Source organism: Oceanicella sp. (assembly GCF_056449545.1).
This window is the reverse complement of sequence record NZ_JBWOMN010000025.1, coordinates 1-13,989: the sequence shown is the minus strand read 5'-3', so window position 1 is coordinate 13,989 and position 13,989 is coordinate 1. Positions and strand designations below refer to the sequence as shown.

Genomic DNA, 13,989 nt, shown 5'->3' with positions numbered 1-13,989 from the left:
GACATGCATGTGCTGTTCATGGAACCCGGCTTTCCCAGCAACCAGCGCGAATTCGTGCGCGCCCTGCACGGCGTCGGCGCGCGTGTGACGGGCATCGGCGAACGCCCGGCCGACTGGCTCGACGGCGAATTGAAAAGCTGGATGTCGGGCTATGAGCAGGTCGGCTCGGTCACCGACGAGGTCGCCATGCGCGACGCGGTGCGCGCGGTGCAGGCGCGCGAATGGGTCGACCGGCTGGAGGCGGTGGTCGAGGCCCATGTGATGGTCGCCGCGCGGGTGCGCGAGGCCTGCGCGATCCCCGGAACTTCGGCGCTGACCGCGCATCTGTGCCGCGACAAGGTGGCCATGAAGCAGGCGCTGCGCAAGGCGGGGGTGCCCTGCGCCGCATCGGGCGCGGTGGACAGCCGCGCCGACGCGCGCGATTTCGCCAATGCCGTGGGCTTTCCGCTGATCCTGAAGCCGCGCGACGGGGCCGGGGCCGCAGGGGCGCTGCGGGTCGATGACATGGCGGCGCTGGAACGGGCGCTCGACGGCTATGACCAGGGCGATTCGATCATCATCGAGGAATTCGTGCTCGGCCATGAAGGCTTTTACGACACGCTCAGCATCGACGGGCGCATCGCCCATGATTTCATCACCCATTATTACCCCAACGTGCTGGAGGCCATGCGCACGCGCTGGATCTCGCCGCAGCTGGTGGCCACCAACCGCATGGATTCGCCCGAATACGAACAGCTGCGCGACATGGGGCGGCGGGCCAACGCGGCGCTGGGGATCGGCGCCAGCGCCACGCATATGGAATGGTTCTTCGGCCCCAAGGGGCTGCGGTTTTCGGAAATCGGCTGCCGTCCGCCCGGCGTCGGGCAGTGGGACGTCTACTGCGCCGCCAATGATTTCGACCTTTACCGCGAATGGGCGTGGGCGGTGACCGAGGGGCGCACCGAGACCGCGCCCTCGCGCCGCTTCGCCTGCGGCATGATCGCCCTGCGCCCTGACCGCGACGGGCGCATCACGGGCTATGAGGGCGTTGACGAGATGTTCAGGCGTTTCGGCGATTGCGTGGTGGCCAGCCATTTCCCCGATCCCGGCACGCTGACCCAGCCGGTCGAGGCCGGCTACATGGCCAATGCCTGGATGCGCATCCGCCATCCCGACTACGACGCGCTGCGCGAAATCCTCGACTTTGCCGGCGAGACCGTGCAGGTGCGCGCTCAATGACCACGCGGCGCCAGGGGCGCCCCCGGATTTGCGGACGGACTGAACAGACATGACACCGGACCTGTCGGCGACGCAGCTGCGCGCCGCGATCGAACATCACCTGAAATATTCGCTGGGCAAGGACGCCGCCCACGCCGCGCTTTACGACTGGCGCATGGCGTTGTCGCTGGCGCTGCGCGACCGCATCGTCGATCCGTGGTTCGCCAGCACGCGGCGCGCCCATGAAGACCAGGGCAAGCGGGTCTATTACCTGTCCATGGAGTTCCTGATCGGGCGGCTGCTGGAGGACGCGGCGATCAATCTGGGGCTCGACGACGCGGCGCGCGCGGCGGTGGACTCGCTTGGGCAGGATTACCGCGCGGTGCTCGCCGACGAACCCGACGCGGCGCTGGGCAATGGCGGGCTGGGGCGGCTGGCGGCGTGCTTTCTGGATTCGCTGTCGACGCTGGGGATCCCGGCCTTCGGCTACGGCATCCGCTACGAACACGGCATGTTCCGCCAGAGCTTTGAACACGGGCGCCAGATCGAGACCGCCGAGAACTGGCTGACCCAGCGCCACGCCTGGGAATTCGAACGCCCCGACTGCGCCTACGAGATCGCCTATGGCGGCGAGGTCCGCGACCAGGACGGGCGCGCGCGCTGGTTCCCCGCCGATTCGGTGATCGCCGCCGCCTATGACACGCCGATCATCGGCTGGCGCGGCGAATGGGCCAACACGCTGCGGCTGTGGTCGGCCAAGCCGACGCGGATCTTCGATCTGGAGAGCTTCAACCGCGGCGAATACGTCGCCGCCAGCGAACCCGAGGCGCTGGCGCGCACCCTGTCGCGGGTGCTCTATCCCGATGACAGCACCGAACAGGGGCAGGAACTGCGCCTGAAGCAGGAATACTTCTTCACCGCCGCCTCGATTCAGGACGTGCTGCGCCGGTTCCTCGGCGAATGCGACGACCTTTCGGCGCTGCCCGACAAGGTGGCGATCCAGCTCAACGACACCCACCCCGCCATCGCCGGGCCGGAGCTGACGCGCCTGCTGCACGACATCCACGGCATGGAGCTGGAAACCGCGATCGGCATCGCGCAGGGCTGCCTGTCCTACACCAACCACACCCTGCTGCCCGAGGCGCTGGAACGCTGGCCGGTGGGGCTGATGGCCCGGGTGCTGCCGCGCCACATGCAGATCATCGCGCGCATCGACGACTGGCACGCGCGGCGCACGGACGGGGGCGCGCGCATCGTCGAGAACGGCGCGGTGAAAATGGGCGATCTGGCCTTCATCGCCGCGCACAAGGTGAACGGCGTTTCGGCGCTGCACACCGATCTGATGAAGCGGACGGTGTTTTCGGACCTGCACGCCCTGCATCCCGATCGCATCGTCAACGAGACCAACGGCGTGACGCCGCGCCGCTGGCTGCATTCCTGCAACCCGCCCCTGCGCGCGCTGATCAACGAGACCATCGGCGATGGCTGGCCCGCCGATCTGGCGCAGCTCGAACAACTGGTCCCCCATATCGAGGACGCGGGATTTCGCGACCGCTTCGCCGCCGCCAAGCGCGCCAACAAGCGCCGCTTCGCGGACTGGCTGGCGGCGCGGGACGGCGTCGAAATCGACCCGGATTTCATGTTCGACGTGCAGGTCAAGCGGTTCCACGAATACAAGCGCCAGCTGATGAACCTGCTGGAAACCGTGGCGCTGTGGAACGCCATCCGCGAAAATCCGGGCGCCGACTGGACGCCGCGGGTGAAGATCTTCGGCGGCAAGGCGGCGCCGGGATACGTCGCCGCCAAGCGGATCATCCGGCTGATCAACGACGTGGCCGGGGTGATCAACGCCGACCTGCTCACGCGGGAGCGCCTGCGTATCGTGCTGCCGGCGAACTACAATGTCTCCATGGCCGAAATCCTGATCCCGGCCGCGGACCTGTCGGAGCAGATCTCCACCGCGGGCAAGGAGGCCTCGGGCACCGGCAACATGAAGTTCGCGATGAACGGCGCGCCGACCATCGGCACGCTCGACGGCGCCAATGTGGAGATCCGCGATCACGTGGGGGCGGAGAATTTCTTCCTGTTCGGGCTGACCGCCGATCAGGCCGAGGCGCGGCGCGCCGAACCCGATTTCGCGCGGCGCGCCATCGACGCCAGCCCGCGGCTGACCCAGGCGCTGGGGCAGATCAATGGCGGGACGTTCTCGCCCGACGAGCCGCAGCGCCACCAGCCGCTGGTGGCGCGGCTGTATGAGGATGACTATTTCCTCGTCACCTGTGATTTCGACGCTTACTGGACCAAGCAGCGCGAGGTTGACGCGGCGTTCCGCGACGTGGATCGCTGGACCCGCATGGCCGCGAACAACACCGCGCGCATGGGGTGGTTTTCCTCGGACCGCACCATCCGGGGCTATGCGCGCGACATCTGGGGCGTGACGCCGCGCGGGTGACGCGGCGGCGACAGGGGGCGGAAGGACGATGACCGACACGGGCGAGCCGACCGCGACCGACGCAGGCGACCCGGCGCCGATCTTCGGCGATCTCGACGGCCATCTTCTGGGCGAGGGGCGCCACGGCCGCCTGTGGCGGGCGCTCGGCGCCCATGTGATGGATCGCGACGGGGTCGCGGGCACGCATTTCGCGGTCTGGGCGCCGGGGGCCTCGGCGGTCTCGGTGGTCGGGGATTTCAACGATTGGGACGCGGCGCGCACGCCCATGCGGCGGCTCGGCGACATCGGCGTCTGGGAGGTCTTCGTCGCCGGGATCGGCGAGGGCGCGACCTACAAATACCGGATCGTGGCGGGCGACGGCGCGGACCTGCCGCTGAAGGCCGATCCCATGGAGTTCGGGGCCGAACACCCGCCGGCCACGGCCTCGGTGGTGCGCGATCTGCGCGGCCATGACTGGCGCGACGGGGCCTGGATGACCCGGCGCGAGGCGGCGCAGCGGGTGGACGCGCCGATCTCGATCTACGAGGCGCATCTGGGGTCGTGGCGGCGCGTCGCCGAGGACGGCGGCCGGCCGCTGTCCTATCGCGAACTGGCCGATGAACTGGTGACCTACGCGCGCGACATGGGGTTCACCCATATCGAATTGCTGCCGGTGTTCGAACATCCGTTCGGCGGGTCGTGGGGGTATCAGCCGCTGGGGCTGTATGCGCCGACCATCCGCCACGGCCCGCCCGCGGAATTTCGCGATTTCGTCGAGGCCTGCCATGCGGCGGGGATGGGGCTGATCCTCGACTGGGTGCCGGGGCATTTCCCCGCCGACGAGCACGGGCTGGCGCGCTTCGACGGCGGGCCGCTCTACGAACACGCCGACCCGCGCGAGGGCTTTCATCCCGACTGGCAAACCCTGGTCTATGACTACACCCGCCCCGAGGTGCGCAATTTCCTGATCGCCAACGCCTTGTTCTGGATGGAGGAATACCACGCGGACGGGCTGCGGGTCGATGCCGTGGCCTCGATGCTCTACCGCGATTATTCGCGCAGGGACGGCGAATGGATCGCCAATATCCATGGCGGGCGCGAGAATCTCGAAGCCATCGCCCTGTTGCAGCGCATGAACGAGGAGGTCTATGCGAAGCATCCCGGCATCGCCACCTGGGCCGAGGATTCCACCGCCTGGCCCGGGGTGTCGCGGCCCACGTCGGATGGCGGGCTGGGGTTCGGCTACAAGTGGAACATGGGCTGGATGAACGACACGCTGGACTACATGCGGCGCGATCCGGTGCACCGGCGCCACCATCATCATCAGATGACCTTCGGATTCCAGTACGCCTATTCGGAAAACTTCGTGCTGCCGCTGAGCCATGACGAGGTGGTGCATGGCAAGGGCTCGCTGCTTGGCAAGATGCCCGGCGAGGGCTTCGAGCAGTTCGCCAATCTGCGGGCCTATTACGGGTTCATGTGGGGGCATCCGGGCAAGAAGCTGATGTTCATGGGCGGCGAATTCGCGCAGGGGCGGGAATGGAACCATGACGCGGGGCTGGATTGGGGGCTGCTCGACATCGACTGGCACAAGGGGGTGCAGCGGCTGGTGCGGGATCTGAATGTCCTGTATCGCGACATGCCGGCGCTGCATCGGCGCGACTGCCGCGAGGGCGGGTTCGAGTGGATCGAGGCCGACGCGGCGGAGGATTCGATTTACGTCTGGCTGCGTTGCGGCGAAGATGAAGGCGGCGGGACGCCCACGGCGCTGGTGGTCTGCAATTTTTCCGGTCGGGACCGCCCGGGCCTGCGGATCGGGGTTCCGGGGACCGGGCGCTGGGTCGAACGGCTGAACACCGACGCTCAGGCATATGGCGGCGCCGGGCGGGTGAACGAGGGCGCCGTGGACAGCCGCGCGGTGGCGGCCATGGGGCGGGCGCAGTCGATCGAGATCATGCTGGCGCCGCTGACGACGGCGATTTTCGAATTGAAGGCCGAATGACGAGAGACTGAAGCAAGACCGCGCGAAAACCAGAAAAAACCGGAGGATCGCATGCCCGAACCGACCCAATCGCCGCACCGGCTGGCGCAGCAGAGCATGGCTTTCGTGCTGGCGGGGGGGCGGGGTTCGCGCCTGAAGGAGCTCACCGACCGGCGCGCCAAGCCGGCGGTGTATTTCGGCGGCAAGAGCCGGATCATCGATTTCGCCCTGTCCAACGCGGTGAATTCCGGGATCCGGCGCATCGGGGTGGCCACGCAATACAAGGCCCACAGCCTGATCCGGCATCTGCAACGGGGCTGGAGCTTCTTTCGCGAGGAGCGCAATGAATCTCTCGACATCCTGCCCGCCTCGCAGCGGGTGGACGAGGGGCACTGGTATCTGGGCACCGCCGACGCGGTCGCCCAGAACATCGACATCATCGAGGGCCACGCCCCCAAATACATGATCATCCTGGCCGGGGATCACATCTACAAGCAGGATTACGCGCTGATGCTGGAACAGCATGTGGCCAGCGGCGCCGACGTCACCGTGGGCTGCATCGAGACCCCGCGCCTGGAGGCGACCGGCTTCGGGGTGATGAAGATCGACGAACATGACCGCATCGTCGATTTCGTCGAAAAGCCCGCCGACCCGCCGGCCATGCCCGGGCGCCCGGACATGGCGCTGGCCAGCATGGGCATCTACGTGTTCGAGACCGCGTTCCTGTTCGATCTGCTGAAGCGCGACGCGCAGGACCCGAATTCCAGCCATGATTTCGGATCGGACCTGATCCCGGCGATCGTCAGGGACGGCAAGGCGGTGGCGCACGCCTTCAGCCGGTCCTGCCAGATGAGCGGCGAGGAGGTCGAACCCTACTGGCGCGACGTGGGCACCATCGACGCCTTCTGGCAGGCCAATATCGACCTCACCGATTTCACCCCGAAGCTGGACCTTTACGACCGCGACTGGCCGATCTGGACCTATGCGGAGATCACCCCGCCGGCGAAATTCATCCATGATCAGGAGGACCGGCGCGGCATGGCTGTGAATTCCATGGTCTCGGGAGGGTGCATCGTGTCGGGCTCGCGGCTCGACCGCTGCCTGCTGTTCACCGGGGTGCATACGCGGTCCTGGTCCGACCTCACCGGGGTGATCGCCATGCCCTATGTGGAGATCGAGCGCAACGCGCACCTGCAGAACGTGGTGATCGATCGCGGGGTGCGCATCCCCGAGGGGCTGGTGGTCGGCGAGGACCCGGACCTTGACGCGCGGCGCTTCCGGCGCAGCCCGGGCGGGGTCTGCCTGATCACCCAGGCGATGATCGACCGGCTGGAGGCATGGCGTTGAAAGTTCTGTTCGCGGCGTCGGAATGCGCGCCTTTCGTCAAGACCGGCGGGCTGGCTGACGTGATCGGCGCGCTGCCCGGGGCGCTGGCGGCGGCGGGGGTCGAGGCGCGGGTGCTGCTGCCGGGCTACCCGGCGCTGGGCGCGATCATGGCGGGCGGCGACGCCGCGCTCGATCTCGGCGACCTGCATGGCGGCAGGGCGCGGGTGGTGGCGGCGCGGGCGCAAGGGCTGGATCTGCTGCTGCTGGACGCGCCGCATCTGTTCGATCGGCCCGGCAACCCCTATCTGGGCGGCGACGGGCGCGACTGGCCCGACAATCACCTGCGCTTCGGGGTGCTGTCGGCGACGGCGGCCGAGATCGCCTGCGGGGCCATGCCCGGCTGGCGCCCGGACGTGCTGCACGCCCATGACTGGCAGGCGGGGCTGGCCCCGGCCTATGCGCGGCTGCATGAGGGCGGCGGCGCGCCGCCAAGCGTGCTCACCATCCACAACGTCGCCTTTCAGGGGGTGTTCCCGGCCGAGACCCGCGCCCATCTGGGCCTGCCCGAGAGCGGCTTCAACGCCGAGGGCTACGAATATTTCGGCCATCTGAGCTTTCTGAAGGCCGGGCTGGTCTATGCCGACCGCATCACCACGGTCAGCCCGACCTACGCGCGCGAACTGATGTCGCCGCAATTCGGGCTCGGCATGGAGGGGGTGCTGGCGGCGCGGCGCGGCGATCTGAGCGGCATTCTCAACGGCGTCGATCTCGATGTCTGGGACCCGGCGCGCGACGCCGCGATCGCGGCGCCCTTCTCGGCGCGATCGCTGAAGCGCAAGGCGACGAACAAGGCGGCGCTGGAGGCGCGGTTCGGCCTGCCTGCGCGCCCCGACGCGCCGCTGTTCTGCGTGGTCAGCCGGCTGACCCGGCAAAAGGGGCTGGATCTGCTGCTCGAATGCCTGCCCCGGCTGCTGGCGCGCAGCGCCCGGCTGGTGGTGCTGGGCAGCGGCGAGCCGGATCTGCAGGCGGGGTTTCTGGCGGCGACGCGCCGTCACACGGACGCGGTGGCCGCGGTGATCGGCTATGACGAGCCGCTGTCGCACCAGATCCAGGCCGGGGCGGACGCGATCCTGATCCCCTCGCGCTTCGAACCCTGCGGGCTGACGCAGCTGTATGGGCTGCGCTACGGCACGCTGCCGGTGGTGGCGCGCACCGGCGGGCTGGCGGATACGGTGATCGACGCCAATGACGCGGCGCTGACGGCGGGCTGCGCCACCGGGTTCCAGTTCGCGCCGGCGACGGCGGATGCGCTGGGCGACGCCATCGACCGCGCCTGCGACCTCTATTTCGACCCGCCGGTCTGGCGCGGCATGGTCCGTCGGGCGATGAAGCACCCGGTGGGGTGGGAACGCTCGGCGGCGCGCTACGCGGCGCTTTATGCGGCGCTTGCGCCCGGGGCCGCGCAATCGTGACGCCCGACAGGTGACCGGCATCGCGCTTGGCCCCGGGCGCCCCGAGCCCATGGGCGCCCGCTGGGATGGCGAGGGGGTGAATTTCGCCGTGTTCTCGGACCACGCGACGCGCATGGAGCTGTGCCTGTTCGCGCCCGACGGCCAACGCGAGATCGCCCGCGCGTTTCTGCCCGAACGCACCGGCGCGGTCTGGCACGGCCATGCGCCGGGGCTGGCGCCCGGGGCGCTTTACGGGCTGCGCGCCCATGGCGACTACGCGCCGCATCAGGGGCATCGCTTCAACCCCAACAAGCTGCTGCTCGACCCCTATGCGCGGGCGCTGCATGGCGGCTGGCGCATGGATGCGGCGCTGTTCGGCTACGACCCGGGCGCGCCCGACGGCGATCTGAGCTATTGCCCCCGCGACAGCGCGCCGTTCGTTCCGAAAGCGGTGGTGACCGATCCGGCCTTCGATTGGGGCGGGGATCGCAGACCGCGCCGCGCCTGGGCGGACACGGTGATCTACGAGGCCCATGTCAAGGGCCTCACCCAACAGCGCCGCGACATCCCCGAAGCCCTGCGCGGGACCTATGCGGGGCTGGCGAGCGGTCCGATGCTGGATCACCTCGTGAAGCTTGGCGTGACGGCGGTGGAGCTGATGCCGGTGCACGCATTCATCGATGACGGGTTTCTGCTGGAACGGGGCCTGCGCAATTACTGGGGCTACAACACGATCGGCTTCTTCATCCCCGAACCGCGTTACGGCCCGGCCGGCGCCGCCGGGTTCCGCGACATGGTTCGCCGCTTTCACGGAGCCGGGATCGAGGTGATCCTCGACGTGGTCTACAACCACACCGCCGAGGGCGATCAGCGCGGCCCGACGCTGAGCTTTCGCGGGCTCGACAACGCATCCTACTACCGGCTGCAAGCGGATCCGCGCCACTACGTGAACGACAGCGGCTGCGGCAACACGCTGGATCTGAACCATCCGCATGTGCTGCGCATGGCGCTCGACAGCCTGCGATTCTGGGTCGACGACATGCATGTGGACGGGTTCCGCTTCGATCTGGCGGTGACGCTGGGGCGCGAACCCCACGGGTTCGACCCCGCGGGCCGATTCCTGAGCGCGCTGCGCCAGGACCCCGTGCTGGCCGGCGTGAAGCTGATCGCCGAACCCTGGGATCTCGGCCCCGGGGGGTATCGACTGGGCGGGTTTCCGCCGGAATTCGCCGAATGGAACGACCGCTGCCGCGACGCGATGCGCGGGTTCTGGCGCGGCGACGCGGGGGGCGCGCAGGCGCTGGCGGGCGGGCTGCTCGGGTCGGCGGACGCGTTCGACCATCACGGGCGGCGGGCGTGGTGCTCGGTGAATTTCGTCGCCTCGCATGACGGGTTCACGCTGGCCGACCTCGCCGCCTACGGGCAAAAGCGCAACGCGGCCAATGGCGAGGACAACCGCGACGGCCATGACCGCAATCTCAGCGACAATTGCGGGATCGAGGGGCCGAGCGACGACCCGAAGATTCTGGCGCGCCGGGCGCGGCGCGCGCGCAACCTGCTGGCGACGCTGCTGTTGTCGCAGGGCGCGCCGATGCTGCTGGCCGGGGACGAGGCCGGCAATTCGCAGCAAGGCAACAACAACGCCTATTGCCAGGACAACCCCATCGGCTGGGTGGATTGGGGCGGCGACGAGGCGGAAGACGGGGCGGGCGATGGGGCGGGCGATGGGGCCGGCGATGGCGGGTTGACCGATTTCGTCGCCCGGCTGACGGCGCTGCGCCGCGCCCATCCGGTCCTGCGCCAATCACGGTTCCTGCACGGGGCGCTTCGGGCCGAAGACGGCGCGCCCGATGTGGAATGGCTGGGCTTTGACGGCGCGCCCCCCGATTGGAACGATCCGGCGCTGGCGCGGTTCTGCCTGCTGCTGCGCGGCGCGGCGGATGCGCCGGATCACGCCCGGACCGGCGACGCGGCGCTGCTGGCCTTCAATATCGGCGACGCCTGCCGGCTGACGCTGCCCGCGCCGCCGGCCGGGCGGGTCTGGACCCGCGCGATCGACAGCGCCGCGCCCAATGCCCCGGCAACGCCCTGCGGCGCGGCGCAGGAGATCGCGGGGGATGCGCTGGTCGCCTTCACGCTCGACCCCGCGCCGTGAGCGCGCTGGACCGACTGGCGGCGCGCATGGGCGTGATCGACGGCTATCACGGCTTTGACCGCGTATGGCGCCCGGCCTCGCCCGACACCAGGCGCGCGCTGCTGGCGGCCATGGGCTGCGCCGCCGCGACCGAGGCCGAGGCCGCCCTGACCCTGGCCGAGGCCGAGGCCCGCGACGCCGCCCGCCGCGCCCCGCGCGAGGCGATCGCGCGCGCCGGCGCCCCCGTCGCCATCCCGGTGCGCGGGGCCATGCGCTGGCGGCTGACCCGCGAGGACGGCGCCCGGCTGGAGGGCGCGGGCGACGGCGAAATCGCCCTGCCGCCGCTGCCCGCCGGGCTGCACGCGATCGCCTTGCGCCATCGCGGCGGGCGCGAGACCATCCGCCTGATCGTCGCCCCGGCGCGGGCGCCGCTGGTGGCGGATCTGGCGGGCGCCGCAAGGATCTGGGGCGTCACCGGCACGCTTTACGGGCTGCGCACGGCGCGCGATCTCGGGCTTGGCGATTACGCGGATCTGGGCGCGGCGGCGGCGGGGCTCGCGGCCCATGGCGCCGGGTTCTTCGGGGTCAACCCGGTGCATGCGCTGGGGGCGGGGGAGATCAGCCCCTATTCGCCCTCGCATCGCGGTTTTTTCAATGCGGCGCATCTGGCGATCGACGCCGTGCCGGGTTTTGACGATTGCGCGGCGGCGCGGCGGATTCTTGACGCCAACGCCGCCGTCATCGCGGCGCAGCGCCGCGGCGAACTCATCGACTACGCCGCGCTGGCGCCAATCCGCGCGGCGGCGCTGGCGGCGCTGTTCGCGCAGTCCGAGACCCGCGCCCCGGACCCGGATTTCACGCGGTTCCGGGCGGCGCAGGGCCGCGCGCTGGCCGATTTCGCGCTGTTCGAGGCGATCGGCGAACGCCACGGCCCGGACTGGCGCGCCTGGCCGAGCGACCTGCGATCGCCCGAGGCGCCCGGGGTCGCGGGTTTCGCCCGAAACCATGCGGACAGGACAAGGTTTCATCAGTGGCTGCAATGGATTGCCGATCGCCAGATCGGCGCGGCGCAGGGGCGGGCCAGGGCGGCGGGGATGGCGCTGGGGCTGTATCTCGACGTCGCGGTGGGGGCGCGGCCCGGCGGGGCCGAGCTGTGGGCCGATCGCGGCGCGCTCGCCGCCGGGGCCTCGCTGGGCGCGCCGCCCGACGATTTCAGCCCCGAGGGGCAGAACTGGACGCTGGCGCCCTTCGCGCCGCGGGGGCTCGCCGCCGCCGGCTACGCGCCCTTCGTCGCCATGCTGCGCGTCGCCATGAAACACGCAGGGATGATCCGCATCGACCATGCATTGGGGCTGAGCCGCAGCTTCTGGATCCCCGAAAACGGCGCGCCGGGGGGCTATGTGGGCTATCCGCTCAAGGCGCTGCTCGCCGTCATCGCCATCGAGGCGACGCGGGCGCGCTGCCTGGTGGTGGGCGAGGATCTGGGGCTGGTCCCGCCCGGGTTTCGCGACCGGCTCGCCGCGGCGGGGCTTTACGGCTGCGCGGTGATGCAGTTCGAACGCGACGCGGCGGGCGGGTTTCGCGATCCGCGCGACTGGCGGACCATGAGCCTGGCCAGCTTCGCCACCCATGACACGCCGACGCTGGCGGGACTGCGCGCGGGGCGCGACATCGACTGGGCGCGGCGGTTGGGGCGGATGACGCCCACGCAGGCCGCCGCCGCCCGGGCCGCGCGCGGGACCGCGCTGGCGGCGCTTGAAGAAACCTGCGGCGGGACCGATGCGGACGCGGTGCATGGGGCGCTGGCCCGGGCGGGCTCGGCGCTGGTCGCGGCGCAGATCGACGACGCGTTCGGGGTCGAGGACCAGCAGAACCTGCCGGGCGCCGTCGAGGGCCACCCCAACTGGCGCCGCCGCGATCCGGTCCCGGCGGATCGGCTGGCGCAAGCGCCGCAACTGGCGCGGATCGGCGCGGTCATGGCCCGGGCGGGCCGCGCGCCGCGCCGGCGCGATCCGTCGTAACCCCGCCCCACCCGCCGCTTCACCTGCGCCGCGCGGCGCCCTACAACCAAGCGACAGCCCCAACCGCAAGGAGCCCCAGATGCGACTGCTCATGCGCGACGAAGCCCGCGCCACCGAACGCCGCGCGCCGCTGACCCCCGATGACGCCGCCGGCCTGATCGCCAAAGCCGGGATCGAGATCCACGTGGAGCGCAGCGCCAAACGGGTGTTTTCGGACGCGGAATACGCGGCGGCGGGCTGCGCGCTGGCCGCCCCCGGCGCCTGGCGGGACGCCGCGCCCGACACGGTGATCCTCGGGCTGAAGGAACTGCCCGAAACCCCGGCGGCGCTGCGCAATCCGATGATCCACTTTTCCCATTCCTACAAGGGGCAGACCGGCTGGCGCGCCGAACTGGCGCGCTACCGTCGTGGCGGCGGCGCGCTTTACGACATCGAATACCTGACCGACGCCGACGGGCGGCGCGTGGCCGCCTTCGGCTACTGGGCCGGCTGGATGGGCGCGGCGCTGGCGCTGTGGCGGCTGCTGGCGCGGGATCTGGACGAGCCCGGCCCGGAGGCCGGCGTCGCCAGCTTCGCCGGGCGCGACGAGGTGGCGGACCGCATCCGCGATCTCGCCGCCCGACACGACGAAAAGCCCCCCCGCGCGGTGGTGATCGGCGCGCTGGGGCGGTCCGGGCGCGGCGCCGCGGATGCGCTGGCGCTGGCCGCCGAGGTCACCCGCTGGGACATGGCCGAAACCGCCGACCTGGATCGCAAGGCGCTGCTGGGTCACGACATTCTGGTCAATTGCGTGCTGATGACCGGACCGGGGCTGCGGCTGGTCGCGCCCGAGGACCTGCGCGATCCGGGCTGCGCGCTGCGGGTGATGTCCGACGTGTCCTGCGACCCGCTCAGCGATTTCAACCCGCTGCCGCTGTATCGCGCGCCGACAAGCTGGAATGCGCCCTTCCTTGCCCTGGGGAAAAACGGGCGCGGCGGCTCGGCGGAGCTGACCGCCATCGACAACCTGCCCTCGCTGATCCCGCTCGAGGCGAGCGAGGATTTTTCCACGCAGCTGGCGACGAGCATCGCACGCTACGATTCGGGCCATGAATGGGGCGCCGCGCGGGCGGTTTTCGAACGCAAGCTGGCTGAATCCGAAGCCTGACGCACGCGGTGGTTGATCGCTGCGCGACGCCCGATCTGGCCGCGCATAATAGTTTCGAGTCCGGCCTCGGGAGAGTGGTGAAAATTCGCTTGGCGACTGATATTTCGACGTTTTCAAAAAACATTCGCGAAAGCGTCAAATGCCGCGAGAAACCTGTTGCGCTTGAATTGGAATCTCCCTAGAACCCGCTTCACCGCAGCGGGGGGGTGGCGACGCCGCTTTTGCTCTGGGGGTTCTTTCGGGGGCCATGCTCTTTGACATATTGTATCTGAGAAGGGATATGCGGGCGGTTTGGTTCTGT

General features: G+C 70.0%; 8 protein-coding genes. All 8 read left to right on the top strand.

Features of this window, described 5'->3' with window-relative positions; all coding sequences use genetic code 11:
* Nucleotides 1-3 precede the first annotated feature (3 nt).
* The 8 genes from AC1HC7_RS04120 (at nt 4) to AC1HC7_RS04085 (ending at nt 13,688) form a co-directional block, all read left to right on the top strand.
* Nucleotides 4-1,218 (top strand): ATP-grasp domain-containing protein, encoded by a 1,215-nt coding sequence (locus AC1HC7_RS04120; protein WP_479496915.1) that lies wholly within the window; start codon nt 4-6, stop codon nt 1,216-1,218.
* Nucleotides 1,219-1,267: 49 nt separating this feature from the next.
* Nucleotides 1,268-3,649, top strand: coding sequence for a glycogen/starch/alpha-glucan phosphorylase (locus tag AC1HC7_RS04115; RefSeq protein ID WP_479496916.1), 2,382 nt, complete (start codon nt 1,268-1,270; stop codon nt 3,647-3,649).
* A gap of 28 nt (nt 3,650-3,677) precedes the next feature.
* Nucleotides 3,678-5,630 carry a 1,4-alpha-glucan branching protein GlgB gene (gene glgB, locus AC1HC7_RS04110; protein WP_479496917.1) on the top strand — a complete coding sequence of 651 codons (1,953 nt, stop codon included), beginning with the start codon at nt 3,678-3,680 and terminating at the stop codon, nt 5,628-5,630.
* 51 nt (nt 5,631-5,681) lie between these two features.
* The gene (gene glgC / locus AC1HC7_RS04105) at nt 5,682-6,956 is read left to right on the top strand and encodes a glucose-1-phosphate adenylyltransferase (RefSeq protein ID WP_479496918.1); all 1,275 of its coding nucleotides are present in this window, start codon (nt 5,682-5,684) and stop codon (nt 6,954-6,956) included.
* Nucleotides 6,953-8,407: a glycogen synthase GlgA gene (gene glgA, locus AC1HC7_RS04100; protein WP_479496923.1), complete on the top strand. Its 1,455-nt coding sequence runs from the start codon at nt 6,953-6,955 to the stop codon at nt 8,405-8,407. The genes glgC and glgA overlap by 4 nt, the downstream gene beginning before the upstream one ends.
* A complete protein-coding gene (gene glgX, locus AC1HC7_RS04095) occupies nt 8,373-10,541 on the top strand; it encodes a glycogen debranching protein GlgX (RefSeq protein ID WP_479496919.1) in 2,169 nt (722 codons plus the stop codon). The genes glgA and glgX overlap by 35 nt, the downstream gene beginning before the upstream one ends.
* Nucleotides 10,538-12,541 (top strand): 4-alpha-glucanotransferase, encoded by a 2,004-nt coding sequence (gene malQ / locus AC1HC7_RS04090; protein ID WP_479496920.1) that lies wholly within the window; start codon nt 10,538-10,540, stop codon nt 12,539-12,541. Before glgX ends, malQ begins: the two co-directional genes overlap by 4 nt.
* 79 nt (nt 12,542-12,620) lie before the next feature.
* Nucleotides 12,621-13,688 (top strand): Rossmann-fold NAD(P)-binding domain-containing protein, encoded by a 1,068-nt coding sequence (locus AC1HC7_RS04085; protein ID WP_479498712.1) that lies wholly within the window; start codon nt 12,621-12,623, stop codon nt 13,686-13,688.
* The last annotated feature ends 301 nt before the right edge of the window (nt 13,689-13,989 follow it).

What these genes read in the sequence shown, in the direction of transcription:
- AC1HC7_RS04120 (WP_479496915.1), top strand. Translation starts at nt 4, where the DNA reads ATGCATGTGCTGTTCATGGAACCCGGCTTTCCCAGCAACCAGCGCGAA.
- AC1HC7_RS04115 (WP_479496916.1), top strand. Translation starts at nt 1,268, where the DNA reads ATGACACCGGACCTGTCGGCGACGCAGCTGCGCGCCGCGATCGAACAT.
- glgB (WP_479496917.1), top strand. Translation starts at nt 3,678, where the DNA reads ATGACCGACACGGGCGAGCCGACCGCGACCGACGCAGGCGACCCGGCG.
- glgC (WP_479496918.1), top strand. Translation starts at nt 5,682, where the DNA reads ATGCCCGAACCGACCCAATCGCCGCACCGGCTGGCGCAGCAGAGCATG.
- glgX (WP_479496919.1), top strand. Translation starts at nt 8,373, where the DNA reads ATGCGGCGCTTGCGCCCGGGGCCGCGCAATCGTGACGCCCGACAGGTG.
- AC1HC7_RS04085 (WP_479498712.1), top strand. Translation starts at nt 12,621, where the DNA reads ATGCGACTGCTCATGCGCGACGAAGCCCGCGCCACCGAACGCCGCGCG.